This is a genomic window from Centipeda noxia ATCC 43541 (genome assembly GCF_000160555.1).
In the GTDB taxonomy this organism is placed as follows: Bacteria; Bacillota; Negativicutes; order Selenomonadales; family Selenomonadaceae; genus Centipeda; species Centipeda noxia.
In genome coordinates, this window is sequence record NZ_GG749280.1 from 317,198 (window position 1) to 340,783 (window position 23,586).

At 57.5% G+C, this 23,586-nt stretch carries 36 protein-coding genes; 2 read left to right on the top strand and 34 right to left on the bottom strand.

All coding sequences use genetic code 11. From position 1 onward, the window contains the following. Window positions 1-9 precede the first annotated feature (9 nt). The 34 genes from rpmJ to HMPREF7545_RS05590 all read right to left on the bottom strand — a co-directional run bounded on the left by rpmJ (window position 10) and on the right by HMPREF7545_RS05590 (window position 22,373). Window positions 10-123: a 50S ribosomal protein L36 gene (gene rpmJ, locus HMPREF7545_RS10030; RefSeq protein ID WP_068721291.1), complete on the bottom strand. Its 114-nt coding sequence runs from the start codon at window positions 121-123 to the stop codon at window positions 10-12. A 96-nt stretch (window positions 124-219) separates the two neighbouring features. Next, window positions 220-438: a translation initiation factor IF-1 gene (gene infA / locus HMPREF7545_RS05430; protein WP_006307539.1), complete on the bottom strand. Its 219-nt coding sequence runs from the start codon at window positions 436-438 to the stop codon at window positions 220-222. 18 nt (window positions 439-456) lie between these two features. Then, window positions 457-1,101, bottom strand: coding sequence for an adenylate kinase (locus HMPREF7545_RS05435; RefSeq protein WP_006694688.1), 645 nt, complete (start codon window positions 1,099-1,101; stop codon window positions 457-459). Window positions 1,102-1,118: 17 nt separating this feature from the next. Then, window positions 1,119-2,375: a preprotein translocase subunit SecY gene (gene secY, locus HMPREF7545_RS05440; RefSeq protein ID WP_006694689.1), complete on the bottom strand. Its 1,257-nt coding sequence runs from the start codon at window positions 2,373-2,375 to the stop codon at window positions 1,119-1,121. A 1-nt stretch (window position 2,376) separates the two neighbouring features. After that, window positions 2,377-2,820 carry a 50S ribosomal protein L15 gene (gene rplO, locus HMPREF7545_RS05445; protein ID WP_006694690.1) on the bottom strand — a complete coding sequence of 148 codons (444 nt, stop codon included), beginning with the start codon at window positions 2,818-2,820 and terminating at the stop codon, window positions 2,377-2,379. 19 nt (window positions 2,821-2,839) lie between these two features. Next, window positions 2,840-3,025, bottom strand: a complete 186-nt coding sequence (gene rpmD, locus HMPREF7545_RS05450; protein WP_006692907.1) for a 50S ribosomal protein L30 — start codon at window positions 3,023-3,025, stop codon at window positions 2,840-2,842. A gap of 15 nt (window positions 3,026-3,040) precedes the next feature. Beyond that, entirely contained in the window at window positions 3,041-3,547 is a 507-nt protein-coding gene (rpsE, locus tag HMPREF7545_RS05455; RefSeq protein WP_006694691.1) for a 30S ribosomal protein S5, read from the bottom strand. Between the two features lie 12 nt (window positions 3,548-3,559). After that, the gene (gene rplR / locus HMPREF7545_RS05460; protein ID WP_006694692.1) at window positions 3,560-3,919 is read right to left on the bottom strand and encodes a 50S ribosomal protein L18; all 360 of its coding nucleotides are present in this window, start codon (window positions 3,917-3,919) and stop codon (window positions 3,560-3,562) included. A gap of 21 nt (window positions 3,920-3,940) precedes the next feature. Then, on the bottom strand, window positions 3,941-4,492 hold the full coding sequence (gene rplF / locus HMPREF7545_RS05465; protein ID WP_006694693.1) for a 50S ribosomal protein L6: 552 nt from the start codon (window positions 4,490-4,492) through the stop codon (window positions 3,941-3,943). A 22-nt stretch (window positions 4,493-4,514) separates the two neighbouring features. Then, a complete protein-coding gene (gene rpsH / locus HMPREF7545_RS05470; RefSeq protein WP_006694694.1) occupies window positions 4,515-4,913 on the bottom strand; it encodes a 30S ribosomal protein S8 in 399 nt (132 codons plus the stop codon). 26 nt (window positions 4,914-4,939) lie between these two features. Beyond that, the gene (locus HMPREF7545_RS05475; protein WP_006307548.1) at window positions 4,940-5,125 is read right to left on the bottom strand and encodes a type Z 30S ribosomal protein S14; all 186 of its coding nucleotides are present in this window, start codon (window positions 5,123-5,125) and stop codon (window positions 4,940-4,942) included. A gap of 19 nt (window positions 5,126-5,144) precedes the next feature. Further along, window positions 5,145-5,684: a 50S ribosomal protein L5 gene (gene rplE / locus HMPREF7545_RS05480; protein WP_006694695.1), complete on the bottom strand. Its 540-nt coding sequence runs from the start codon at window positions 5,682-5,684 to the stop codon at window positions 5,145-5,147. A gap of 28 nt (window positions 5,685-5,712) precedes the next feature. Beyond that, the gene (gene rplX / locus HMPREF7545_RS05485) at window positions 5,713-6,039 is read right to left on the bottom strand and encodes a 50S ribosomal protein L24 (protein ID WP_006694696.1); all 327 of its coding nucleotides are present in this window, start codon (window positions 6,037-6,039) and stop codon (window positions 5,713-5,715) included. 15 nt (window positions 6,040-6,054) lie between these two features. After that, on the bottom strand, window positions 6,055-6,423 hold the full coding sequence (gene rplN, locus HMPREF7545_RS05490) for a 50S ribosomal protein L14 (protein ID WP_006694697.1): 369 nt from the start codon (window positions 6,421-6,423) through the stop codon (window positions 6,055-6,057). Window positions 6,424-6,438: 15 nt separating this feature from the next. Beyond that, window positions 6,439-6,696, bottom strand: a complete 258-nt coding sequence (rpsQ, locus tag HMPREF7545_RS05495; RefSeq protein ID WP_006695831.1) for a 30S ribosomal protein S17 — start codon at window positions 6,694-6,696, stop codon at window positions 6,439-6,441. A gap of 169 nt (window positions 6,697-6,865) precedes the next feature. Next, window positions 6,866-7,057 (bottom strand): 50S ribosomal protein L29, encoded by a 192-nt coding sequence (gene rpmC, locus HMPREF7545_RS05500; RefSeq protein WP_006307553.1) that lies wholly within the window; start codon window positions 7,055-7,057, stop codon window positions 6,866-6,868. Further along, a complete protein-coding gene (gene rplP, locus HMPREF7545_RS05505) occupies window positions 7,047-7,484 on the bottom strand; it encodes a 50S ribosomal protein L16 (protein ID WP_006307554.1) in 438 nt (145 codons plus the stop codon). Before rplP ends, rpmC begins: the two co-directional genes overlap by 11 nt. Then, a complete protein-coding gene (gene rpsC, locus HMPREF7545_RS05510; RefSeq protein WP_006694700.1) occupies window positions 7,484-8,155 on the bottom strand; it encodes a 30S ribosomal protein S3 in 672 nt (223 codons plus the stop codon). Before rpsC ends, rplP begins: the two co-directional genes overlap by 1 nt. 16 nt (window positions 8,156-8,171) lie before the next feature. After that, window positions 8,172-8,510 (bottom strand): 50S ribosomal protein L22, encoded by a 339-nt coding sequence (rplV, locus tag HMPREF7545_RS05515; protein ID WP_006694701.1) that lies wholly within the window; start codon window positions 8,508-8,510, stop codon window positions 8,172-8,174. A gap of 18 nt (window positions 8,511-8,528) precedes the next feature. Continuing rightward, entirely contained in the window at window positions 8,529-8,810 is a 282-nt protein-coding gene (gene rpsS / locus HMPREF7545_RS05520; protein WP_006695832.1) for a 30S ribosomal protein S19, read from the bottom strand. A gap of 221 nt (window positions 8,811-9,031) precedes the next feature. Continuing rightward, window positions 9,032-9,859 (bottom strand): 50S ribosomal protein L2, encoded by an 828-nt coding sequence (rplB, locus tag HMPREF7545_RS05525; protein ID WP_040571229.1) that lies wholly within the window; start codon window positions 9,857-9,859, stop codon window positions 9,032-9,034. A gap of 20 nt (window positions 9,860-9,879) precedes the next feature. After that, entirely contained in the window at window positions 9,880-10,161 is a 282-nt protein-coding gene (gene rplW / locus HMPREF7545_RS05530; protein ID WP_006694704.1) for a 50S ribosomal protein L23, read from the bottom strand. Continuing rightward, entirely contained in the window at window positions 10,161-10,784 is a 624-nt protein-coding gene (gene rplD / locus HMPREF7545_RS05535; RefSeq protein WP_006694705.1) for a 50S ribosomal protein L4, read from the bottom strand. The genes rplW and rplD overlap by 1 nt, the downstream gene beginning before the upstream one ends. A gap of 18 nt (window positions 10,785-10,802) precedes the next feature. Beyond that, on the bottom strand, window positions 10,803-11,456 hold the full coding sequence (gene rplC / locus HMPREF7545_RS05540) for a 50S ribosomal protein L3 (protein ID WP_006695834.1): 654 nt from the start codon (window positions 11,454-11,456) through the stop codon (window positions 10,803-10,805). Between the two features lie 17 nt (window positions 11,457-11,473). Beyond that, entirely contained in the window at window positions 11,474-11,785 is a 312-nt protein-coding gene (gene rpsJ / locus HMPREF7545_RS05545; protein WP_006695835.1) for a 30S ribosomal protein S10, read from the bottom strand. Between the two features lie 262 nt (window positions 11,786-12,047). Continuing rightward, window positions 12,048-13,235 (bottom strand): elongation factor Tu, encoded by a 1,188-nt coding sequence (gene tuf, locus HMPREF7545_RS05550; protein WP_006694710.1) that lies wholly within the window; start codon window positions 13,233-13,235, stop codon window positions 12,048-12,050. 14 nt (window positions 13,236-13,249) lie between these two features. Next, window positions 13,250-15,328 (bottom strand): elongation factor G, encoded by a 2,079-nt coding sequence (fusA, locus tag HMPREF7545_RS05555; protein WP_006695836.1) that lies wholly within the window; start codon window positions 15,326-15,328, stop codon window positions 13,250-13,252. A 37-nt stretch (window positions 15,329-15,365) separates the two neighbouring features. Beyond that, window positions 15,366-15,836, bottom strand: a complete 471-nt coding sequence (rpsG, locus tag HMPREF7545_RS05560) for a 30S ribosomal protein S7 (protein WP_006694712.1) — start codon at window positions 15,834-15,836, stop codon at window positions 15,366-15,368. Between the two features lie 27 nt (window positions 15,837-15,863). Continuing rightward, on the bottom strand, window positions 15,864-16,241 hold the full coding sequence (gene rpsL / locus HMPREF7545_RS05565) for a 30S ribosomal protein S12 (RefSeq protein WP_006307578.1): 378 nt from the start codon (window positions 16,239-16,241) through the stop codon (window positions 15,864-15,866). A gap of 64 nt (window positions 16,242-16,305) precedes the next feature. Beyond that, a complete protein-coding gene (locus HMPREF7545_RS05570; RefSeq protein WP_006694713.1) occupies window positions 16,306-16,551 on the bottom strand; it encodes a ribosomal L7Ae/L30e/S12e/Gadd45 family protein in 246 nt (81 codons plus the stop codon). A 170-nt stretch (window positions 16,552-16,721) separates the two neighbouring features. Beyond that, the gene (locus HMPREF7545_RS05575; RefSeq protein ID WP_006694714.1) at window positions 16,722-18,743 is read right to left on the bottom strand and encodes an LTA synthase family protein; all 2,022 of its coding nucleotides are present in this window, start codon (window positions 18,741-18,743) and stop codon (window positions 16,722-16,724) included. Between the two features lie 70 nt (window positions 18,744-18,813). Continuing rightward, the gene (locus HMPREF7545_RS05580) at window positions 18,814-20,007 is read right to left on the bottom strand and encodes an FtsW/RodA/SpoVE family cell cycle protein (protein ID WP_006694715.1); all 1,194 of its coding nucleotides are present in this window, start codon (window positions 20,005-20,007) and stop codon (window positions 18,814-18,816) included. Further along, window positions 20,007-20,666, bottom strand: coding sequence for a tRNA (guanosine(46)-N7)-methyltransferase TrmB (gene trmB / locus HMPREF7545_RS05585; protein WP_006694716.1), 660 nt, complete (start codon window positions 20,664-20,666; stop codon window positions 20,007-20,009). The genes HMPREF7545_RS05580 and trmB overlap by 1 nt, the downstream gene beginning before the upstream one ends. A gap of 45 nt (window positions 20,667-20,711) precedes the next feature. After that, the gene (locus HMPREF7545_RS05590; protein WP_006694717.1) at window positions 20,712-22,373 is read right to left on the bottom strand and encodes a ShlB/FhaC/HecB family hemolysin secretion/activation protein; all 1,662 of its coding nucleotides are present in this window, start codon (window positions 22,371-22,373) and stop codon (window positions 20,712-20,714) included. Between the two features lie 199 nt (window positions 22,374-22,572). Between HMPREF7545_RS05590 and HMPREF7545_RS05595 the strand changes: the two genes are divergently transcribed. Together HMPREF7545_RS05595 and HMPREF7545_RS05600 are read left to right on the top strand one after the other, a co-directional pair. Beyond that, window positions 22,573-23,031 carry a low molecular weight protein-tyrosine-phosphatase gene (locus tag HMPREF7545_RS05595; protein WP_006694718.1) on the top strand — a complete coding sequence of 153 codons (459 nt, stop codon included), beginning with the start codon at window positions 22,573-22,575 and terminating at the stop codon, window positions 23,029-23,031. 25 nt (window positions 23,032-23,056) lie between these two features. Continuing rightward, entirely contained in the window at window positions 23,057-23,554 is a 498-nt protein-coding gene (locus tag HMPREF7545_RS05600) for a pyridoxamine 5'-phosphate oxidase family protein (protein WP_006694719.1), read from the top strand. Window positions 23,555-23,586: the final 32 nt, after the last annotated feature.

Consider the following 23,586-nt stretch of genomic DNA (forward strand, 5'->3'; position numbering starts at 1 on the left):
CACCTCCTTTTATCCTTGTCTTTGTTTATGCTTTGGGTTCTCGCAAATGACCATAACGCGGCCCTTGCGCTTAATGATTTTGCATTTATCGCAGATTTTCTTGACAGACGGTCTTACCTTCACTGCGCTTGCCTCCTTCCGTCTCCCTGTGGTTCCTACGTTCAAGTCGATCTTTTCCATTCTAGCACAAAACACGCTGTTCGGCTAGTATGTTCAGGACTATTTGAAGCGATATGTGATACGTCCGCGAGTCAGATCGTACGGGGTGAGCTCGATGGTTACCTTGTCGCCCGGAAGAATACGAATGAAATTCATGCGTATCTTTCCGGAAACATGAGCAAGGACGACATGTCCGTTCTCAAGTTCGACTTGGAACATCGCATTGGGAAGCTTCTCTACGACTCTTCCCTCTACCTCGATGACATCCTGTTTTGACATACTTCCCTTTCGCTCCTTTTACGCCTCAAGGACGGCGGCGAGATCCGCCTCGACCTTCGCGATGTCCTGTCTGCCGTCGATCTCCTTGTAGACGCCTGCTTTTTTATAGTATTCGATCAGCGGGCGCGTAGAGGATTCATAGACGGAAAGACGGCTCTTCATGGTCTCTTCGCTGTCGTCGGCACGCTGATAGGTCGTGCCGCCGCAGTCATCACAGACACCCTCAACTTTGCTCGGTTTGAACTTCACATGAAAGGAGTGTCCGCAGTCTTTGCAGATGCGCCGTCCGACAGCACGCTCGATGAGATCGGCCGTCGGGACGTTGATGTTGACAACGCCGGTCAGCTTGATCCCATTGTCTGCAAGGATCTCATCAAGTGCATCCGCCTGCTCGACGGTGCGCGGAAAGCCGTCCAGGATGAACCCCTTCCTGCAGTCCGGTTTGCTGAGACGCTCGCGTACGATGCCGACGGTGACGGCATCGGGAACAAGCTTGCCCGCATCCATATAGGACTTCGCCTCTTTGCCGAGGGGCGTCCCCTCCTTTACGGCCTCACGAAACATATCGCCCGTGGAGATGTGAAGAATGCCGTACCGTTTTACGAGGTTTGCTGCCTGCGTGCCCTTGCCGGCACCGGGCGGCCCCATCAAAATGATGTGCATAGAATCTCCTTCGTTCACTATTTCATAAAGCCTTCGTAATGGCGCATAACGACCATAGATTCGATCTGCTTCATCGTCTGGAGCGCGACGCCTACGACGATGAGGAGAGCCGTACCGCCGAAATACACGCCTTGGATGTTCGTTGCGCTTGCTACAAGATTGGGCAGAACAGCAATGAATGCGAGGAAAAATGCCCCCGCAAGCGTGATGCGCGTCAAGACATAGTCGAGATAATCTGCCGTTGCCTGTCCGGGTCTGAGCCCCGGGACAAAGCCGCCGTATTTCTTGAGATTATCCGCCATATCCGGGATCTTCACTGTGACCGATGTATAGAAATAGGTGAAGAAAATGATCATAAACACATAGAGGGTGGTCTGGAGGGGTTTGCCCCACTCGAGATACGCCGCTACGGTCTTGACCCACGGGATATCGATGAACTGTGCTACGGTGATCGGGAACATGAGCACCGACGATGCAAAGATGATCGGGATAACGCCAGCCTGATTGACCTTGAACGGGATGTGACTCGAATGCCCGCTCGCCATGCGCCCGCCGACGACGCGCTTTGCATACGTAATCGGAACGCGGCGGAAGCCTGTCTCGATGTGGATGACAAAAACGATCATCGCAAGCGCAATGACGGCAAATGCAAATACGCTGAAGTAGCTGATCGTGCCTGCCTTCACATAGGCATAGATGGTGCCGATGTTCTTCGGCAAGGCCGCAACAATTCCGGCAAAGATGATGAGTGAGATCCCGTTGCCGACGCCGTTCGCCGTGATCTGCTCGCCCAGCCACATGAGAAAGACAGTTCCCGCCGTCAGGGTGATGGCGATGATGAGAATGTTCACCGGGTTCGGGTTGAGGATCGCGGTCTTGAGGCCGATGGACATGCCGATCGCCTGAAAGAACGCAAGCGCAACCGTAAGATACCGTGTGACCTTCGTCGTCTTTTTCTGCCCCTCTGCGCCCTCTTTCGACCATTGCTCAAGTGTCGGAACAACGACGTTGAGCAGCTGGATGATGATGGCCGCGTTGATGTAGGGCGTGATGCTCATTGCAAAGACGGAAAATTTACTGAACGCGCCGCCGGAGAAAAGATCCAGAAGACCGAACAGCGTCCCCTGTGCGAAGAGCTGTTCAATCGCTGTCGGATCCACGCCGGGCACGGGGATATGCGTCCCCATGCGGAATACGGCGAACATGATCAGTGTGAATACGATCTTTTGCCGCAGCTCGGGAATCTGGAAGATGTTTCCAAGGGCTTGGAGCACCTTAGATCACCTCGACTTTGCCGCCTGCCGCTGCGATTTTCTCAGCCGCCGCATGGGTAAATCCCTGCGCACGGACGGTGAGGTTCTTTGCCGTGAGCTCGCCGTCACCGAGAATGCGGATGCCGTCACGGACATTCTTTAGGATGCCCGCCTCGATCAGCGCAACGGGATCTACCGTCGTGCCGTCCTCAAAGCAGTTCAGGCTGCCGACATTCACCTCAGCAAAGGTCTTTGCCCAGACGTTCTTGAAGCCGCGCTTTGGGAGACGACGGTAGAGAGGCATCTGACCGCCCTCAAAGCCGCTGCGGACACCGCCGCCGGAGCGGGACTTCTGTCCCTTCATGCCGCGCGTCGAGGTCTTGCCCATGCCGGAGCCGATGCCGCGGCCGACGCGCTTGCGTGTCTTCTGCGAGCCATCAGCCGGCTGTAATTCATGCAGTTTCATAGATTCTTGCCTCCCCTCTTCAGTCTGCAATCTCTTCCACCGTAATGAGGTGGGAGACCTTGTGAAGCTGTCCGCGCACGGCGGGCGTGTCGGGAAGCTCGGTAACGGAGTTGCGCTTGCGCAGTCCGAGGGATTTCACAGTCTTGCGCTGCGTCTCAGGACGACCGATCAAGCTGCGTGTCAGCGTTACTCTGACTTTTGCCATGTTCGTTCCTCCTTATCAGCCAAAAATCTCACGCACGGTCTTGCCGCGGAGAGCTGCAACATCGGCAGGGTTCTTGAGGCCGATGAGGCCTTCCATCGTCGCACGAACCATGTTGTTCGGGTTGGACGAACCAAGCGACTTCGTGAGGATGTCACGTACGCCTGCGAGCTCGAGCACTGCACGCGCCGGGCCGCCGGCGATGACGCCGGTACCTTTGGCGGCGGGCTTTAAGAGCACGCGGCCGGCACCGAAGATGCCCGTGATCTCATGCGGGATCGTGCGCTCTTCGCGCAGCGGAACCTCGATGAGGCTCTTCTTCGCATCCTCGACGCCCTTGCGGATCGCCTCGGGAACCTCAGCAGCCTTGCCCATGCCAAAGCCGACCTTGCCCTTCTTGTTGCCGACGACAACAAGCGCACTGAAGGAAGAGCGTCGGCCGCCCTTTACAACCTTCGATACGCGGTTGATGAATACGACACGCTCCTCAAACTCCGGCGTCTCGTTTTCGTTATGTCTAGCCATGCTTTCCCTCCTTTAGAATTTCAGACCGGCCTCGCGTGCTGCCTCAGCGAGAGCAGCGACGCGGCCATGATAGATGTAGCCGCCGCGGTCAAAGACGACCTCGGTGATGCCCTTTTCAAGAGCCTTCTTCGCAACAGCGGTGCCGATGGCCTTTGCGGCCTCAACATTGCCGCCGTACTGCGAGAAGTCCTTATCCTTAGAGCTGGCGGAGACGAGCGTCACGCCCTTTTCATCGTCAATGATCTGTGCGTAGATGTTCTTGAGACTGCGGAACACATTGAGACGCGGACGGGCCGCAGTGCCTGCAATGTGGTTGCGCACGCGCAGATGGCGCTTTTGACGCGCCTTATTCTTATCCTGCTTGATAAGCACAGTGTGTCACTCCTCTCCTTCTTATTTCTTGCCCTTCGCGCCGGCTTTGCCTTCCTTGCGGCGGACATGCTCTCCGGCGTACTTGATGCCCTTGCCCTTATACGGCTCCGGCTCACGATGCGCGCGAATCTCAGCTGCAGTCTGACCGACGGTTTCCTTATTGATGCCGGAAATCGTGATGACCGTAGCAGAGGGACACTCGAACGTGATGCCTGCGGGCGGCTCAATGACAACGGGATGCGAGAAGCCGAGCGAGAGGTTCAAATTCTTGCCCTGCTTTGCCGCGCGATAGCCGACGCCGCTGATCTCAAGGGTCTTCATAAAGCCCTCCGATACGCCGACCACCATGTTGTTGATGAGCGCACGGGAGAGGCCGTGGAGCGACCTGTGCATTTTATCGTCCGAAGGACGCGTGACTGTTACGACGCCGTCCTCGACGGTTATTTTCATATCCGGATGGATTTCACGCGAAAGTTCGCCCTTCGGGCCCTTCACTTTCACGAGGTTATTCGCACCGACCGTGACGGTAACGCCAGACGGAATGTGAATCGGTGCTCTTCCAATTCTTGACATTGTTACACCTCCTGCCTGTGCATTACCATACGAATGCGAGAACTTCGCCGCCGAGGCCGGCTTTCCTTGCATCCTTGTCGCTCATGATCCCCTTTGAAGTGGAGATCACGGAGATGCCGAGGCCGCCGTAGACGCGCGGGAGCGCATCGTGCTTTGCGTACTGACGAAGTCCGGGCTTGGAAACGCGCTTCAGGCCGGAGATGACGTGTTCACGCTTTGCTCCATACTTCAGCGTGACGGTGAGGACGCCCTGCTTGCCGTCCTCCTGGAAGGTGTAGTCCTTGATGAAGCCTTCCTTTTTCAAGACCTCGGCAATTGCCGTCTTGACCTTTGACCCGGGGATCGCCACGCTCTCGTGGTAGACCGAGTTCGCGTTGCGGATGCGGGTCAGCATATCTGCGATAGGATCAGTCATTGCCATGAATCGATATCCTCCTTATATCAGTATTACCAGCTTGCCTTCGTTACGCCAGGGATGGCGCCCTTGTAACTCTGCTCACGGAAGCAGATACGGCACATGTCAAATTTGCGGATATAGCCGTGCGGACGTCCGCAGATTTTGCAGCGGTTATATTTGCGCGTCGAGAATTTGGGCTCTTTGCTCCACTTCTCAATCATTGCCTTCTTTGCCACAGTTGTTCCTCCTTGTCCGTTACGCGCGGAACGGCATACCCATAAGACGCAGGAGCTCTTTTGCCTCCTCGTCCGTATGCGCGCTCGTAACGATGACGATGTTCATGCCGCGGATCTTGTCGATCTTATCGTAATCAATTTCGGGGAAAATGAGCTGTTCGCGCAGCCCCACGGCGTAATTGCCGCGGCCGTCGAACGCCTTCTCGCTGACCCCGCGAAAATCGCGGACGCGCGGAAGTGCGACATTCATGAATTTATCGAGGAACTGATACATGCGCGTGCCGCGCAGGGTAACCTTGCAGCCGATCGGCATGCCCTCGCGGAGCTTCCACGCAGCGAGCGATTTCTTCGCGCGCGTGAGCTGGGGCTTCTGTCCGGAGATGGCAGTGAGATCCGTCACGGCGGCGTCAAGTGCCTTCGGGTTGCCGACGGCCTCGCCGACGCCCATGTTGATGATGACCTTCTCTACCTTCGGGAGCTGCATGACGTTCTTATAGCCGAACTTTTCCGTAAGGGCAGGAGCAACTTCCTTCTGATACTTTTCCTTGAGTCTTTCCACTTTGCGTATTCCTCCTTTCCGCTGAAGATTACTGCTCGATGGGCTCGCCGCACTTCTTGCAGGCGCGCACCTTGCGCTCGCCGACGATGCGGTGCGCAACGCGCGTTGCCTTGCCGCATGCGGGGCAGACCAGCTGCACCTTGCTTGCAAACAGCGGTGCTTCCTTCGTGATAATACCGCCCTGCGGTGCACTCTGGCTGGGCTTCGTGTGACGCTTCACCTTGTTGACGCCCTCAACGATGACTTTGCCCTTCTTCGGCTGCGCCTCGATGACCTTGCCCTGCTTTCCCTTATCCTTACCGGAAAGAACGACGACGGTATCGCCCTTCTTGACGTTCAGTTTTGCCAGCGACAAAATAACACCTCCTCCTTAAAGAACTTCGGGAGCGAGCGAGACGATCTTCATAAAATCCTTCTCGCGCAGCTCGCGTGCAACAGGTCCGAAAATACGCGTTCCGCGCGGGGTGTGATCGTCCTTGATGAGGACAGCTGCGTTCTCGTCGAAACGGATGTAAGAACCGTCCGGACGGCGCAGGCCCTTGACGCTGCGGACGACGACGGCCTTGACAACATCGCCCTTCTTCACCGTGCCGCCCGGCGCTGCCGCCTTGACGGAGGCGACGATAACATCGCCGATGTTGGCATACTTGCGGTACGAGCCGCCCAGTACGCGAATGCAGAGGATTTCCTTCGCTCCTGTGTTATCGCCGACATTCAGGATTGTTTCCTGCTGTATCATTGATCCATTTCCTCCTTACTTTGCGCGCTCGACGATCTCGACCACGCGCCAGCGCTTCGTCTTGGAGAGCGGACGCGTCTCCATGATGGATACGCGGTCGCCGACATGCGCGTCGTTCTTCTCGTCATGCGCGTGGAACTTTACCGTCTTCTTGACCGGCTTCTTATACATTTTATGCTGCTCGAGCTCCTCGACAGCCACGACAACGGTCTTTTCCATCTTGTCGGATACGACCTTGCCGACTCTCACTTTGCGTACGTTTCTATCGCTCATGTGTGTATGAGCCTCCTTCCTGCGTATCATCCCGCCTTCTTCTTTTCCGGCCTCTCTGCGTCAACAAATCTCTGCAGAGCCGCACTCTGCGTTCGGATTGTTTCCTTGACAGGACGAAAAATCTGTGTGAATCCGGCAGGGCTCTTTCACCAGTTGTTATAACTGAGACTTAGGCGTTTGCCTGCTCGCGCTGAATGGTCTTGATGCGGGCAATCGTCTTCTTTACGTCCTTGATACGCATCGGGTTATCGAGCTGTCCGGTGGCGTGCTGAAAACGGAGGCCAAAGAGCTCTTCCTTGAGCGACGCAAGTTTTTCCGTGAGCTCGTCGGCGCTCAGGCCGCGGATCTCATCAACCTTCATTCACTTCACCGCCCTCTACTTCTTCGCGTACGACGAACTTCGTCTTGATCGGGAGCTTGTGCCCCGCGAGACGCATCGCCTCTGCTGCAACGTCGCGCGCCACGCCGTCCATCTCAAAGAGGACGCGGCCCGGCTTTACGACAGCGACCCAGTACTCGGGCGAGCCCTTGCCGGAACCCATGCGGGTCTCCGCCGGCTTCGCCGTAACCGGCTTATCCGGGAAAATCTTGATCCAGACCTTGCCGCCGCGCTTGATGTAACGCGTCATCGCGATACGCGCAGCCTCGATCTGGCGGTTTGTAATCCATGCCGGCTCCAGAGCGACGAGACCGTACTGGCCATGGCTGACCGTGTTGCCGCGCTGTGCCTTGCCCTTCATGCGTCCGCGGAACTGCTTGCGGTACTTTACGCGCTTTGGGAGTAACATTACGCCTCGCTCCTTTCCTTACCGTTTCTTGACTGCTGCTTCTTGTCGTGGAGCACCTCGCCCTTGAAGATCCAGACTTTGATGCCGATACGGCCGTAGGTCGTGTGTGCCTCAGCTGTGCCGTAGTCGATGTCTGCACGCAGTGTGTGCAGAGGAATGCTTCCCTCGCGGTAGGACTCGCGGCGTGCGATTTCCGCACCGCCGAGACGACCGCTGACGGCGATCTTAATGCCCTTTGCACCGAGACGCATCGTGCGTCCGACCGCCTGCTTCATCGCACGGCGGAATGCGATGCGGCGCTCAAGCTGTGCCGCAATGTTCTCTGCGACGAGCGTCGCGTCGAGGTCCGGCTGCTTGATCTCTGCAATATTGATGTCAACGCGCTTATCCGTGAGGTTCTTGAGTCCCTCTTTGATCTGCTCGATGCCCGAGCCGCCGCGTCCGATGACCATACCCGGCTTTGCCGTATGGATCGTGAGCTTCAGGCGGTTCTTGCTGCGCTCCGTCTCCACGCGGGGAACACCTGCGGTCTGGAGGCTCTTCTTGAGGTAATCGCGAATTTTGATGTCCTCATGCAGATTCTGCGCGAAGTCTTTGTCTGCGTACCAGCGGGCATCCCAATCCTTGACGATGCCAAGGCGAATGCCATGGGGATTTACTTTCTGACCCAAACTGTTTCCCTCCCTATTACTTTTCGTTTACGGCAACCGTGATATGGGACGTGTGCTTCAAAATCTTGAACGCCTGCCCGCGCGAACGCGGATGAATGCGCTTCAAGGTCGGTCCCTGGTCAACGAAAGCTGAGGAAATGAACAGTCGGTCCACATCCATGTCGAAGTTGTTCTCCGCGTTTGCAACAGCAGAGCGGAGCACCTTCTCCACGGCATCCGCGCCGATCTTCGGCGTGAACTTCAGGATTGCAAGAGCGTCAGCAACGCTCTTGCCGCGCACGAGGTTCATAACAATGCGAACCTTGCGCGGTGCGATACGGATGTATTTGGCGGTAGCCTTTACTTCCTGTGCCACGAATCGTCCTCCTCTCTATCAGCGCAGCGAGGTCTTGCGCTCTTCGCCTGCGTGACCTTTGAATGTACGTGTCGGCGCAAATTCGCCGAGTTTATGTCCGACCATGTCCTCCGTCACGTAGACAGGAACATGCTTGCGTCCGTCATGGACAGCGATCGTATGTCCAACGAAATCCGGGAAGATCGTGGAGCTGCGCGACCATGTGCGCACAACCTTCTTCTCGTTCTTCTCGTTGAGCGCCTCGATCTTCTTCATCAGGCTCTCTGCGACGAAGGGCCCTTTCTTAATCGATCTTGACAAAGTTTTTCCTCCTTTCGCCGGACTGTAATCAATCCGACGAGGTTCTATCTGCAAGTTACGATGCTATACCGCTTTCTTGGGCGGTGCTCAGATTGGAGCAAATTTTTCGTTCTGTCAAGGCAGCAAACCGGACGCATAGATTATGCTATGTGGAGGATTTGCTGTCCGCAGGCAGGGCGGAAAAGATGCCCAAGATGGGTGCCGCCCTCATGAGCCGTTAATTACTTACGGCGGTGAACAATCAGACGATTCGACGCCTTCTTCTTGCGGCGCGTCTTCTTGCCCATCGCAATCTTGCCCCACTTCGTCATCGGGCTCTTGCGTCCGACCGGCGAACGGCCCTCGCCGCCGCCGTGCGGATGGTCATTCGGGTTCATCGCAATACCGCGCGTCTCCGGACGGCGTCCGAGCCAGCGGCTGCGGCCCGCCTTGCCGATGGTGATGTTCTCATGTTCGAGGTTCCCGACCTCGCCGATCGTTGCACGACAGTTGATGTGCACACGGCGGATCTCACCGGACGGCAGACGCAGAAGCGCGTAGTCGCCTTCCTTCGCCATGAGCTGTGCCGATGTGCCCGCACTGCGTGCCAGCTGCGCGCCCTTGCCGATCTTGAGCTCTATGGCATGAATAACCGTACCGAGCGGGATATTCTTGAGCGGAAGCGTGTTCCCCGGCTTGATGTCAGCCTCGGCACCCGACTCCACAACATCGCCGACCTTGAGGCCGTTCGGTGCGAGGATGTAGCGCTTCTCGCCGTCTGCGTAGTTCAGCAGCGCGATGCGCGCACTGCGGTTCGGATCGTATTCGATCGTCGCGACACGGGCCGGAATTCCGTCCTTCGTGCGCTTAAAGTCAATGATGCGGTAGAGCCGCTTGTGTCCGCCGCCGCGATGGCGCACGGTCAGTTTGCCCTGCTGGTTGCGTCCGCCCGTCTTTGTCAGGCGGACGGTGAGGGACTTCTCCGGCTTATCTGTCGTGATCTCATCGAAGGAAGAGACCGTCATGAAGCGTCTGCCGGCAGAATACGGCTTAAAACTCTTTACTGCCACGTTCGTACCTCCCTTTCGTCTCAGCCTTCAAAGAACTCGATGGTCTCGCCCGGAGCGAGTTTCACGATGGCCTTCTTGTAGTCGGGGCGCTTGCCCTGCGTACGGCCCATGCGCTTTTTCTTGCCGAGGACGTTGACCGTATTGACCTTTGCGACCTTCACCTTGAAAATCTCAGAGACCGCCTTGGCAATCTCGATTTTATTGGCAGCCTTCGCAACGACGAAGACGTATTTGCCCTCAGCCATGAGCTGCGTCGTCCGCTCGGTGATGAGCGGGCGAACGAGAATATCACGTGCTTCCATTATGCGAATACCTCCTCGATACGGGTGATGGCATCCTTCGTAATGAAGAGCTTGTCGTGATGGAGAATGTCAAAGACATTGATTCCACTTGCCGTGATGGCTTTTACACCCGGAATATTGCTGGTGGAGCGCTCTACGTTCACAGCTTCGTCCGCCGTGATGAAGAGGCTCTTTGCATTCACGCCGAAATCGCTCAGGAGCTTGACTGCTGCCTTCGTCTTCGGTGCATCAAAGTCAAGCTGATCGAGGACGATGAAATCGCCCGTACGGACCTTGTCCGAAAGCGCACACTTGAGTGCGAGACGGCGCTGCTTGCGCGGCATCGTAAATCCGTATTTGCGCGGATGCGGTCCAAAGACCGTGCCGCCGCCGACCCACAGCGGGCTGCGCGTCGAACCTGCGCGGGCACGGCCCGTGCCCTTCTGACGCCAAGGCTTGCGTCCGCCGCCGCGCACGAGGCCGCGCGTCTTCGTGGAATGCGTGCCGAGGCGCTGCGATGCGAGCTGGAGGACAACCGCCTGATGAAGGAGGCCGGCATTCATTTCGACATTGAAAAATTCGTCGTTCAGGCTGATTTCGCCAACCTGGTTGTGCGACATATCATATACTGCTACATTCGCCATGCTGCGATTCCCCCTTCCTTATTCTTTCGCTGCCTTTGCAGGCTTTACGGTATCTTTAATGACGACAAATCCCTTCTTCGGGCCCGGAATCGCGCCCTTGATGAGGATGAGGTTGCGGTCGGCGTCTACACGGACCACCGTCAGCCGCTGGACTGTGACACGCTCGCCGCCCATGCGTCCCGGGAGCTTCTTGCCCTTGAGGACACGTCCGCCGGGACCGGAGATCATTGCACCCGTCGAGCCCGGCTCGCGGTGCGACTTCGAACCGTGGCCCATGGGACCGCGTGCAAAGTTGTGGCGCTTGATTCCGCCGGCAAAGCCTTTGCCCTTGGACGTTCCGACCACATCGACGAGATCGCCCGCAGCAAAGATGTCTACGCCGATCGTATCGCCTACATTATATTCCGAAGGAGCCGAGAGGCGCATTTCACGAATGAAGCGCACTGCCTTGACGCCCGCCTTCTCAAAGTGTCCCTTGAGCGGCTTGTTGACGTTCTTCTCCTTTACCTCGCCGAACCCGATCTGCACAGCATTGTAGCCGTCCGTCTCGTCGGTCTTGTTCTGCAGCACAAAGTTGTTGCCGGACTCAACGACCGTCACGGGAACGACGCGGCCTTCCTCTGTGAAGATCTGGGTCATGCCCAGTTTTCTTCCTAAAATAGCCTTAGCCAAGGCTTCCACCTCCTATTTTAGAGCTTAATCTCGATGTCAACGCCGGCAGGCAGATCGAGACGCATGAGCGAATCGACCGTCTTGTTCGTCGGCTGCAGGATGTCGATGAGACGCTTGTGCGTGCGCATCTCAAACTGCTCGCGCGAATCCTTGTTGACGTGCGGAGAACGGAGAATCGTGTAGACATTCTTCTCCGTCGGAAGTGGAATGGGCCCGGAGACCATTGCGCCCGTCTTCTTCGCCGTGTCGACGATCTTCGCCGCACTCTGGTCGAGAGCCTTGTGGTCATAGGCCTTCAAACGAATTCTGATTTTCTGCTGTTTCGCCAAAGTAGTTTTCCTCCTTCGTCCGGGGTCCCGCCCCAAACATTTCTCCACGGCAGTTCCCTCTGCCCCGCCGGGGCATAGCCATCTGCCATGTCATCGCATGGAGTACGTCGTCTGTCGTATGATTCCAAAAGATGAAAAGAAGTTTTATCATATTCCCCATCGGGAAATTTCAGTCGGACTTTTCGTCAAACCGTCATTTCCCTCGAAAAGGAGCGACGCGAGCGCCGCTCCTCCTCTTTGGGAATATCAATCAGCTATTTTATTAGCCCTCAATCGCCGTAACACGACCCGCGCCGACCGTATGTCCGCCCTCGCGGATAGCGAAGCGGAGGCCCTGCTCGATCGCGATCGGGGTGATGAGCTCGACTTCCATCTCGACGTTATCACCGGGCATGACCATCTCGGTGCCCTCGGGGAGACGGACAACACCCGTCACGTCCGTCGTACGGAAGTAGAACTGAGGACGATAGTTCGTGAAGAACGGCGTATGACGGCCGCCCTCCTCTTTCGTCAGGACGTAAACCTGCGCCTTGAACTTCGTGTGCGGGTTGATAGAGCCCGGCTTTGCGAGAACCTGTCCGCGCTCGATGTCCTTGCGGTCCACGCCGCGCAGAAGTGCGCCGATGTTGTCGCCCGCAACCGCGCTGTCGAGCAACTTGCGGAACATCTCGATGCCCGTAACAACTGTGCTGCGCGCCTCATCCTGAAGGCCGACGATCTCAACCGTATCGTTCAGCTTCAGCTCGCCGCGCTCCACACGGCCCGTTGCGACCGTGCCGCGACCCGTGATGGTGAACACGTCCTCAACCGGCATGAGGAACGGCTTCTCCGTGTCGCGAGTCGGTGTCGGGATGTACGAATCAACCGCATCCATGAGCTCGAGGATCTTCGCCTTCATCGCCTCGTCGCCCTCGAGCGCCTTGAGTGCAGAGCCTGCGATGACGGGGATGTCGTCGCCGGGGAACTCATACTGCGAGAGCAGCTCGCGTACTTCCATCTCAACGAGTTCGAGGAGCTCGGGGTCATCCACTTGGTCAACCTTGTTGAGGAAGACGACAAGCGCCGGAACGCCGACCTGACGAGCGAGCAGGATGTGCTCACGCGTCTGGGGCATCGGGCCGTCAGCTGCGGAGACAACGAGGATCGCGCCGTCCATCTGCGCAGCACCCGTAATCATGTTCTTGACATAGTCCGCATGGCCCGGGCAGTCAACGTGCGCATAGTGACGGTTGTCCGTCTCGTACTCCACGTGTGCCGTATTGATCGTGATGCCGCGCTCGCGCTCCTCCGGAGCCTTGTCGATGTCCGCATAGTCCTCGAACTTCGCATAGCCCTTCTCGGAGAGAACCTTCGTGATCGCAGCCGTCAGCGTCGTCTTGCCGTGGTCAACGTGGCCGATCGTGCCGATGTTGACATGGGGCTTGCTGCGGTTAAATTTTTCCTTTGCCATTTAAAATTGCCTCCTTATTCGCCTTTGTTCTTGGCGACTACAGCGTCAGCTATATTCTTAGGAACTTCATCGTAGAAGGAAACCTCCATCGAGTAGTTCCCGCGGCCCTGAGTTTTGGAACGGAGATCCGTCGAATAGCCGAACATCTCCGAAAGCGGAACGTAGGCGTTGATGACCTGTACGCCGTTGCGCGGCTCCATGCCGTCAATGCGCCCGCGGCGCGAGTTCAGATCGCCGATCACGTCGCCCATGTACTCCTCCGGCACCGTGACCTCGACCTTGACGTACGGCTCGAGAAGGACCGGGTTTGCCTTCTCAGCGCCGGCCTTGAACGCCATCGAACCTGCCACCTTGAATGCCGCCTCGGACGAGTCGACTTCATGGAACGAACCATCGTAGACGATGACCTTGATGTCGACCATTGGATAGCCGGCGACGACGCCGCCCTCCATGGCCTGACGAACACCGGCCTCGATCGGATTGATGAATTCCTTCGGAATCACGCCGCCGACGACCTTGTTCTCGAAGCTGAAGCCCTCGCCCGCCTCCTGCGGGATGAGCTCGAGCCAGCAGTGTCCGTACTGTCCGTGACCGCCGGACTGACGGACGAACTTGCCCTCTGCCTTGACGGACTTGCGGATCGTCTCGCGGTATGCAACCTGCGGCTCGCCGACCTTGCAGTCGACCTTGAACTCGCGGAGCATGCGGTCAACGATGATCTGCAGATGCAGCTCGCCCATGCCTGAGATGATGACCTGTCCCGTCTCCGCATCCGTATGAACGCGGAACGTCGGATCTTCCTCGGCAAGTTTCTGGAGCGCGATGCCCATCTTCTCCTGGTCATTCTTCGTCGCAGGCTCAACCGCAACGGAGATAACCGGATCCGGGAACTCCATCGACTCGAGGATGATCGGGTTGTTCTCATCGCAGAGCGTATCGCCCGTCGTCGTGTTCTTGAGTCCGACAGCCGCCGCAATGTCTCCGCTGTAAACCACGTCGATCTCCTTGCGGTTGTTCGCGTGCATCTGGAGGATGCGGCCGATGCGTTCCTTGTTGTCCTTCGTCGCGTTAAAAACGTAGGAGCCGGAATTCAGCGTGCCGGAGTAAACGCGGAAGAACGCGAGTTTTCCGACGAACGGGTCCGTCATGATTTTGAACGCGAGTGCCGAGAACGGTGCCGTATCGGAAGCCGGACGGCTGTCTGCCTCTCCCGTATCCGGGTTGACGCCTGCAATCGGCGGGATATCCGTCGGTGCGGGCATGTAGTCGACAATGGCGTCGAGCAGGGGCTGAACCCCCTTGTTGCGGTACGAAGTACCGCAGGTCACCGGGGTCATCTCGCAGGCAATCGTCGCCTTGCGGATCGCGCGGCGGATTTCCTCCTCCGTGACCTCCTCACCGCCGAGGTATTTCTCCATCAGCTCGTCGTCCACCTCAGCGCACGCCTCGAGGAGTTTGTCGCGGTACTCTTCCGCCTGTTCCTTGTACTCAGCCGGGATCTCGACCTCATCGGTTACCTTGCCGAGGTCATCCTCATAGACGATCGCGTCCATCTTCACGAGGTCGATGATGCCTTTGAATTCGTCCTCTGCACCGATCGGCAGCTGAATCGCTACCGGGTTCGCATTGAGACGCTCGCGCATCATATCCATAACATTGAAGAAATCGGCGCCTGTGATGTCCATCTTGTTGACATACGCCATACGCGGGACATTGTAACGCTCTGCCTGACGCCAGACCGTCTCCGTCTGCGGCTCAACGCCACCGCGGGCGGTCAAAACTGCGACTGTGCCGTCCAGCACGCGCAGCGAGCGCTCTACCTCGACCGTAAAGTCAACGTGACCCGGCGTATCAATGATATTGATGCGATGGTCTTTCCAGTGGCAGGTCGTCGCCGCCGACGTAATCGTAATGCCGCGTTCCTGTTCCTGAACCATCCAGTCCATGGTGGCAGCGCCCTCATGAACCTCGCCGATCTTGTGCGTTACGCCCGTGTAGAAGAGAATGCGCTCTGTGGTCGTCGTCTTCCCGGCATCAATGTGTGCCATGATGCCGATATTCCGCGTTTTTTCAAGGGAATATTCTCTTGCCACTGTTTCCTATCGCTCCTTACACTGCCGGCAGATATTATTACCAGCGATAATGTGCGAATGCCTTGTTGGCCTCCGCCATCTTGTGCGTATCTTCCTTCTTCTTGATCGCTGCGCCCGTATTGTTTGCAGCATCCATCAGCTCTGCCGAGAGGCGCGCATCCATCGTCTTCTCGCCGCGCAGACGCGCATAACTGACGAGCCAGCGGATGCCGAGTGTCATGCGTCGATCCGGACGAACCTCGACCGGAACCTGATAGTTGGCACCGCCGACGCGGCGCGCCTTGACCTCGAGCACAGGCATGACGTTGCGCAGCGCCGTCTCGAACACCTCGAGAGGATCCTGTCCCGTCTTTTCGCGAATCGTGTCAAACGCGTCATAGACAACGCGCTGTGCAACACTCTTCTTGCCCGAGAGCATAACCTTGTTGATAAACTTCGTCACCGTCTTGGAATGATATACCGGATCCGGCAGAACATCCCGCTTCGGCACGGGGCCCTTACGTGGCATAGCCCAACCTCCTAACGATATACTTCCTTACTTCTTCTTCGCGCGTTTCGCACCGTACTTCGAGCGCCCCTGTGCGCGATCCTGGACTCCTGCGGTATCGAGTGAACCGCGAATGATATGGTAGCGAACACCTGGCAGATCCTTCACACGACCGCCGCGAATGAGGACGACGCTGTGCTCCTGCAGATTGTGCCCGATTCCTGGGATATATGCGGTCACCTCGATGCTGTTCGTCAGGCGAACACGAGCAACCTTTCTAAGAGCAGAGTTCGGCTTCTTCGGCGTGGATGTATAGACACGCGTGCAGACGCCGCGCTTCTGCGGGCTGTTCTTCAGTGCTGGTGCTTTCGATTTCTCCTCAAGGCTCTTCCGGCTCTTGCGAATGAGCTGATTGATCGTTGGCATACTGCACCTCCTTCCTTTGTCGTCGTTCACTTCTTTTTTGTATGAAAACGCAGCGCCTGCGTTTTTACCGTAGTGTAGCCACCGCCGCAGCGCTGACATCGAGGCGCGCCCGCTCACCGAGCTCTGCCTTCGTCGCCGTGCGCTCCGGCGCGATTCCCTTTTCTCTGCAGGCCGCAAGCAGCGGCCCAAGCACACGATCGTCGACATCCGCAGCGATGAACACCGTCTCCGCCTCGCCGCTGAGCACAGCCTTGCATACTTGATGAATTCCGGCAACCGAGCGTGCCGTGCGCAATTTCTCCAGAGACATCGTGCACCTCCAAAAAGGGGACTGTCACATAATATCATCCGTCAAAAAGCTTGTCAACGCATATTTTACAAAGTTTTATATTTACACCTTTTCTAGCGTGTCTTTCTTTCCAAAATCTCATAACGGGGTTTATTCTTTAGGAAAAATATGGATATTTCGCTCGCATTCTCTCAAGACTTCTTCACCATAAGCAGCTCCGGATGGCGTGCATAATACGCCGTCAGCTCGCAGCAGGCATCGCGTTCAGCGGTAAATCTCTCCGTATCAAACTGCAGCGGCGGTTCCCCCGCGGCATCATCGGTCAGCGCCTGTGCCGTACGATCCTGATAGCGCCCGATCTCCTCCCGTGTGAGCCATGCATAGGGTGTCACGACGTGGTCGATCGGCTCGGTCAGCGGCTTTTCGACTGCATAGTAAGAGAAGCCCTTCGGTGCGATCAGTTCAAAGATCGTCGGCAGGATATTCATATGTCCGCCGATGCTGGTCTGCGCAAAACGATCTTTTGAGAGTTCCGGATGGTGCATTGAAAATGACGTCAGCAGCCGCTCACGCAGGAGCAGCTCGGAGCGATCCGTCATTCCGGGAATGAGGGGGTATTCACCTCCGACATGGTCGCCTGTCACAACGAACAGGCTGTCGGGGAAAGACTCCCGCATCTCTGCGATGAAGCGGCAGAGTGCCTGGTCCGCATACCATGCGCAGCCGAGTCCGCGATACTTCAGCGAGCCTTTTTGCAGGGCATGTGCCGCATCGCCCATCAATCGCTCCGCATCGAATCCGTACTCCTCCAACGGGAGCAGATAGGGGCCGTGATTCGACGTTGTATAGAGGAAGTGAAAGGACCGTTCTTCCTCCTCCGCACGAATGCGCCGCGCCGCTTCCGCGAGGAAAATATGATCGTATACGCCGAGCCATGTACGCGGTGCATCCGCAGGACAAATATCCGGCCCGCCATACGCTTTGTCAAATCCAACCGCAGGAATAAAATGTGCGAGGCTCCCCCAGTTCAGTCCGCCGCCGTACCAAAAGGCAGTATGATAGCCGAGGGATTTCAATTGAAGCGGAAGCGAGGTCGGCAGTGTTCCGTTCCAAAACTGCACATTCTCGTTCAGCTCCAAATCCGCATCGTAGATGCCCAAAAGAAGGCTGACGAGAGCCGGCTGCGAAATCATGCCGCTTGAGAGGAAGTGATCGACGCATACGGTATGCGGGTGGGCACGAAAGCGTACACCCGCCTCCATGAGGTTCAGCCCCGCATAGGGCGCATCAAAATGGACCTGCCCATAACTCTCCCCCAAGAGGAAGAAAATATGGCGCGGCGGCGTAATGCCCCCGCCTTGTGCAGTTCGTTTGAACGCCTCCAGAGGTGCACACCCGACAGAATGCTCCGGCGGAAGAAGCGTGCGAAGAATCGCACGCGATTCTTCGTCAGAATGCTGCAGCATCTCATTGACCGGACGTTTCCATACCATCTTGAGCGCAATCAAATCGTCAATCGTCGCCTTGCCCAGGAAAGCGTCTTCCTTGACAATGAGCGGCACCTCGTCCCATTCAGGCTTCAGCCGATGGCGCAGCGTACCGCCGTAGCGCAGCCAGTAAAAGAGGAGCACCGCACCGATGAACACGAGTGTATTAACGGCATACTGCCCCGCCCCGTCCGTAACGATCGGATAGGCAAGAGGCGGCAGCGAGAGCAGCGCATTTCCCGCCGCATAGCAGAGTGCAAGATAGGGCAAATAGCCCAGCAGCAGCCACGCTCCATGATTCTGATGAAAGAAAATATCCGCAAAGTTCCGCTTGTCCGCATTTCGCCCCAGCCAAATCGTCTGGTTGAAGGTATCGTGAAAATATGCATAGAAAACCATCTTGGCAATGAACGCCGTGTAAAGAGCCGCCGCATAGATCAACAAGAGCGCCATGCGCACCGTATCGCCTGCAGCAAAATACGCCGGAGAAAAGGTGCCCGGCACAGACACGGCGAGCAGAGGTACGAGATATGCATATGCATTGATATCCATGCCCCACCAGAAAGCATATCGAAAACATGCCAGCCACTTTCGCCATTCCCCGCGGGGCGACTTCTTCGGTCGATACGCCAAAATGAAGATGAGGCGAAATACGGCGCAGATAACCGGCGGCAAAAGCACCAGCTTCAGATCCTGCTGCATGCCCAAAAAGAAATTGCTAAACATCTGATATTCCTATGATAATTTCCTTATAAACAACGATGGGACCGACGTATTCGTACGCCAGGTCCCTTAGCTATCGTACCACATGCATGCGCCTGCGCCGCATCTCCGGCGCCTCCGGCTCCGGCGGCCGCTTCTTTTTCGCAGTATCCTCCGCGCGGCTGCGGTCAGCAATACCGAGGAGCATGCCCATGCCCGCCATCGTCACAATCAGAGACGAGCCTCCGTAGCTGATGAACGGCAGAGGCACGCCGACCACAGGGAGCAGCCCCGCAACCATCGCCAGATTTGCAAGCGCCTGCCCGAGCACGAGAAAGATAATGCCAAGCGAGAGCACCTGCCCGAACGTATCTTTTGCGCGCGCCGCGACACGCATGCATATAATGAGCAGCACGGCGAGCAAAAAGAAGATCAGCAGTACGCCGAAGAATCCGTGCTCTTGGCTGAAAATCGCAAATGCAAAATCTGTATGCGCCTCCGGCAGATACTCATACTTGCTCACGCCGTCGCCGAACCCCATGCCGAAGATGCCGCCCGAGCCGATCGTCGAGAGGGACTGCACCATCTGATAGCCCGCATCGCGGGCATCCGACCATGGATCGAACCACACCTCGATGCGCTTCATCCGGTAGGGCTGCAGCATCCCGATCGCGAACGCAGCCAAGAGCCCCATCGGCACAATTCCCAGCCAGTAACGCGGCGGAATGAGCAGCACCAACGCCATCAGCAGAGGTACGCCGAACACGATGCACGCCGTTCCGAAATCCGGCTCACGGTAGACAAGAAACGCCATTAGGAGAATCGCGCCGAACGGAACGACCACGCGCGGCCAGTCCCGATCCATGCGGAACCGTTCCTTCCCGAGCACGGACGAGATCGAGAACGCCTCCAGCAGCACCGCCATCAGCTTGGCGAACTCCGCCGGCTGAAAACTCAATGGGCCGACGGCGAGCCAGCGCTGTGCTCCGTTGATCGTCGTCCCGACAAAGAGCACCGCAACGAGCAGAAAGAGCGTCACCGCCAGTCCCACAAGCATCAGCCCGCGCAGACGCTGATAGTTCATCCGCCGGCAGATCCAGCATGCGGCGATGCCGAGCACCAGCCACTGCAGATGACGCTGCAGAAAGTAGTAAGGATTCTCGAAGTCCATTGCCGCAAGCACATAGCTCGAACTGAACACATTGATTGTCCCCGTTACGAGCAGGATCGCCATGATGATGACAATCGGCTCCGTATCGCTCTTAAAGAGCGTATAGCGCGTACGCATTACGCATCTCCCCCCGGATAGCGTGCTATGAGGCGCCCGATCTTCGCGCCGCGCGCGCTGAATTTCCGCTCATACTCCGTCATAATATTATCCGGTTCGCCAAGTGCGTGCAGATCGTGTGTCACACGGGAGAGCTGCCACCCCTCGCGCGTCATCGTCTCGAGAGAGTAGGCAAACAGCCCCGCATTGTCCGTCTTGAAATGAATCTCTCCGCCCGGCTTCAGCACTGCCTGATAGCGTATGAGAAAGGTTTCGCTCGTCAGCCGCCGCTTTGCGTGGCGCTTCTTTGGCCACGGATCGGAGAAATTGAGATAAATGCGGTCAACCTCCCCGGGCGCAAAGAGTTCCGTGAGTCGTGCCGCGTCGAAGACGAGCAGGCGCACATGCGGGAGCGCCTGCTCCGCCGCCTTGCGCGCGGCAAAGTAGAGCACACCCTGCTGTGCCTCCAGCCCGACATAGTTCACGTTGGGATGCCGCGCGGCAAGCTCCGTCAGAAAGGTTCCTTTGCCGACGCCGATCTCCACATGAAGCGGCGCCGTTCGTCCGAACACCTCTGCCCACCTGCCCGCGAACTGCGTCCAGTCCCCCCCGAGCGGCGTTACAAAATCCGCGTAGTCTAAAATCGCCGCATCAATCCACGGCTTTCGCCTGAGTCTCATACGTTCTTTCCGTTCATCTCCGCCTGATTCCCCCAGAGAAACGTATTACCAAATCTTGCCCATCAGGAACCACAGCCGTCCGCGTGCGCTGTTCTTCGCCGCCACCGAGGAATCGAGGCCGATGCGCCGCGCATAGTCGAGCCGTGCGAACCAATCGCCCGGATTGCTGTACGCCGCAGCAACCCCCCAGCCGCGCAGCGTGACGCTGTTGTCATCTGCGATCCGGCTCCTGCTCAGCCGCGCCGTGCCGACATCATAGAACATACTCAGCGTCAGTCCGCGTACAGGCGCATGCCAACGGAGCTCCGCCGTCCCCAGCAGGCCTTCGTCGCCCGCGCCCTCTCCCTGTGCGTAGGCGCGAACGCCGTTCGGGCCGCCGAGATAGAACTCCTCCGAGCTGTCAAGATTACGGCTCGCCTTCTGTCCCGATACCTTGACAAGGAAATCGGTGGTGCTTCCGAGCTGCTGTACAGCTGTCAGATCTGCCTCGAACTTCGCATACGTCCCCTCATCCGTCTGACTCAGCGCCCCCAGGATACTGCTGTACTCGGAATCATAGTTCAGTCTGCCGACGGTCAGATTCGCGTTGTAGTCCAGCGTGGCCCGATACATGCGCTGCGTTCCCGCGACGCCGAGATAGAGGCTGTGCGTATGTTTCTTTCCCTCCAGGCCAAACGCAGTAATATCGTCGTTCAAATCGCGGTAATTGTAGCCGTAGCGCATCGTCAGGCTGCGGTTCGTACGATGATAGAGCGGTGTCTGCCCGAACAGGCTGAACGTCAGTGACTTGCCCTCTGCACCGATCGCAGAGAGCGCGCCGCCGACCTCATAGTTCATACGTGCGACGCCGACGCCGAGCGTCGTGCCGCCGCGGCCGACAACAGTCTCGTAATTCGCATAGAAATTGCGCAGGCTGCCGTTGGAGATCAGCGCCCCCGCGCTCACCTTATCCCCCGTTCCTGACGGATTGTAGAGGGTCTCCTGCAGACCGTAGCGATAGCGCCCCGTATTCGGACTGCCGTAGTTCTCCACATAGAACACCGTGTTGGATTCCTTCGAGTCCTCAATGCGCACCGTCAGCTTGCTCGTTCCGAACTCCGCACCGGGGCTCAGCACGCCGACCGCGCGCGCGCCCGTCGCGTCCGACACCGAGTAGAGTGCCGTCTCCAGCTTTGACGTCGTGATGATGTCGCCCTCTTTTAGGCCTGCAATAATACGCTTTGCCACAGGTGTCTTCAGTCGGCTGTTATTCTCGATCGCGATTTCCCCGTAATGCCCCGGCAGAATGCGCAGCACAACAACACCGTCCGCGCTCTCCTGCGGCGGCAGATAGGCAGCGGCCGCAGGATAGCCGTGCGTACGGCAATAGGTCGTCAGTGCATCCACCGTGCGCCGCAGATCACCAATCGTCTTTCCGTCGCCCATCCCCGCCTCGAGAATCGCGGAGAGTGCTTCCTTATCGAGGGTCAAATCAGGCGCCTCGAGAATAAAATTGGTCACAGAGAACTGCGCATCGTATCCGTCCTGCTGATACGACGGCGTTCGATCCTCGATGCCAATCTCCGACGCCGGCGTCTGCCCGGCAATATCCGCGCCGGGACGTGCGAGCGACGGCGCAGCAAAGGCAGCAGCTCCCGTACACGCAAGGGCTGCACACACAGCCGCCGCCAGCCCCCTGCGCGCAGCAATATGCCTCATATAATACATTTCTTTACGCACGATCGAACCAACTCCCACTAATCCGTTTAGGGCGCCCCTGCTGAGCAGCGCCCGTTCTCTCCATCACGCATAAGAACCCAGTTGTATTCTAACATCTTCATCGGAACATTTCAACTTCCACGCGCGCAGAGTTGCGGCCGCACGATTTTTCCTGTAAACTTGGAGCAAATAGGGAGGATCTTAATCCATGAAGAAAATTTTATTCGTCTGTCACGGGAACATCTGCCGCTCCCCCATGGCGGAGTTCGTCATGAAAGAGCTGGTGCGCGAGGCGGGACGCTCCGACGAGATCCGCGTCGCCTCCAAGGCGCTGCATACCGATGCCCTCGGCGGCGATATGCACTGCGGCACGCGCGCGGTGCTGCGTGCACACGGCATTCCCTTTGCGCGCCGGAGTGCCGCGCTCATGACCCGTGCGGACTACGCCGCCTACGACTGCATCGTCGGCATGGATCGTGAGAACATGCGCGACCTCGGCCGCCTTACCGACGGCGATCCGCGCGGCAAAGCATGCAAGCTCCTGTCATTCACAGGAACAAACCGCGACGTCGCCGACCCGTGGTACACAGGTGACTTCGATACTGCCTACCGCGATGTGGATGCAGGATGCCGCGCCCTTCTCCGTCATCTGACCGAAACAGAATAAGATTTCAAAGAAAAGGAGATTTTCCATGGACTACAACCGCGCCGCCTCATTTTGGACGGAACATGACAAAAGCGCCGCCCGCATGCCTGAACACGAACTCCGCGCCGCAATCGAGGACTTCATTCATGCACATTCGACCTGTGCCCTCGCCGCTGCAAGCGGCGACTTTGTCCGCTGCACCCCCCTCACCTACAAATACCGTGCTGGGAAATTCGCCGTCTTCTCCGAGGGCGGGCTGAAATTCCGCGCACTCAGGGAAAACAAACACGTGGCGCTCGCTGTCTGTGACGAATACAGGGGACCGGGCACGGCAAAGGGGCTGCAGGTCACCGGCACGGCTGCAGTATTCGGCACCGACGACGCAGACTATGCAGTGCAGCTTGAGGCGCTCGGCATCAACGCAGTGCACATGCAGAAGCTGGGGCTCATCCTCATCCTGATCACTCCGCAGGAATTCGACTACCTCGACGGCACTTTGAAGGACAAAGGATACAGTCCGCGCCAGCACCTCGACCTCTCCTAAATGCGATCAAAGAAAATACGCCCCGTCAGCCG

Bases quoted from the DNA above. Each gene is read 5' to 3' on its own strand.
- infA (WP_006307539.1), bottom strand. From the start codon at position 438: ATGTCAAAACAGGATGTCATCGAGGTAGAGGGAAGAGTCGTAGAGAAG.
- HMPREF7545_RS05435 (WP_006694688.1), bottom strand. From the start codon at position 1,101: ATGCACATCATTTTGATGGGGCCGCCCGGTGCCGGCAAGGGCACGCAG.
- rplO (WP_006694690.1), bottom strand. From the start codon at position 2,820: ATGAAACTGCATGAATTACAGCCGGCTGATGGCTCGCAGAAGACACGC.
- rpmD (WP_006692907.1), bottom strand. From the start codon at position 3,025: ATGGCAAAAGTCAGAGTAACGCTGACACGCAGCTTGATCGGTCGTCCT.
- rpsE (WP_006694691.1), bottom strand. From the start codon at position 3,547: ATGGCTAGACATAACGAAAACGAGACGCCGGAGTTTGAGGAGCGTGTC.
- rplF (WP_006694693.1), bottom strand. From the start codon at position 4,492: ATGTCAAGAATTGGAAGAGCACCGATTCACATTCCGTCTGGCGTTACC.
- rpsH (WP_006694694.1), bottom strand. From the start codon at position 4,913: ATGGCAATGACTGATCCTATCGCAGATATGCTGACCCGCATCCGCAAC.
- rplN (WP_006694697.1), bottom strand. From the start codon at position 6,423: ATGATACAGCAGGAAACAATCCTGAATGTCGGCGATAACACAGGAGCG.
- rpsQ (WP_006695831.1), bottom strand. From the start codon at position 6,696: ATGAGCGATAGAAACGTACGCAAAGTGAGAGTCGGCAAGGTCGTATCC.
- rpmC (WP_006307553.1), bottom strand. From the start codon at position 7,057: ATGAAGGTTGATGAGATCCGCGGCCTGAGCGCCGACGAGCTCACGGAA.
- rplP (WP_006307554.1), bottom strand. From the start codon at position 7,484: ATGTTACTCCCAAAGCGCGTAAAGTACCGCAAGCAGTTCCGCGGACGC.
- rplW (WP_006694704.1), bottom strand. From the start codon at position 10,161: ATGGAAGCACGTGATATTCTCGTTCGCCCGCTCATCACCGAGCGGACG.
- rplD (WP_006694705.1), bottom strand. From the start codon at position 10,784: ATGGCGAATGTAGCAGTATATGATATGTCGCACAACCAGGTTGGCGAA.
- tuf (WP_006694710.1), bottom strand. From the start codon at position 13,235: ATGGCAAAGGAAAAATTTAACCGCAGCAAGCCCCATGTCAACATCGGC.
- rpsG (WP_006694712.1), bottom strand. From the start codon at position 15,836: ATGCCACGTAAGGGCCCCGTGCCGAAGCGGGATGTTCTGCCGGATCCG.
- rpsL (WP_006307578.1), bottom strand. From the start codon at position 16,241: ATGCCAACGATCAATCAGCTCATTCGCAAGAGCCGGAAGAGCCTTGAG.
- HMPREF7545_RS05570 (WP_006694713.1), bottom strand. From the start codon at position 16,551: ATGTCTCTGGAGAAATTGCGCACGGCACGCTCGGTTGCCGGAATTCAT.
- HMPREF7545_RS05575 (WP_006694714.1), bottom strand. From the start codon at position 18,743: ATGTTTAGCAATTTCTTTTTGGGCATGCAGCAGGATCTGAAGCTGGTG.
- HMPREF7545_RS05580 (WP_006694715.1), bottom strand. From the start codon at position 20,007: ATGCGTACGCGCTATACGCTCTTTAAGAGCGATACGGAGCCGATTGTC.
- trmB (WP_006694716.1), bottom strand. From the start codon at position 20,666: ATGAGACTCAGGCGAAAGCCGTGGATTGATGCGGCGATTTTAGACTAC.
- HMPREF7545_RS05590 (WP_006694717.1), bottom strand. From the start codon at position 22,373: ATGTATTATATGAGGCATATTGCTGCGCGCAGGGGGCTGGCGGCGGCT.
- HMPREF7545_RS05595 (WP_006694718.1), top strand. From the start codon at position 22,573: ATGAAGAAAATTTTATTCGTCTGTCACGGGAACATCTGCCGCTCCCCC.
- HMPREF7545_RS05600 (WP_006694719.1), top strand. From the start codon at position 23,057: ATGGACTACAACCGCGCCGCCTCATTTTGGACGGAACATGACAAAAGC.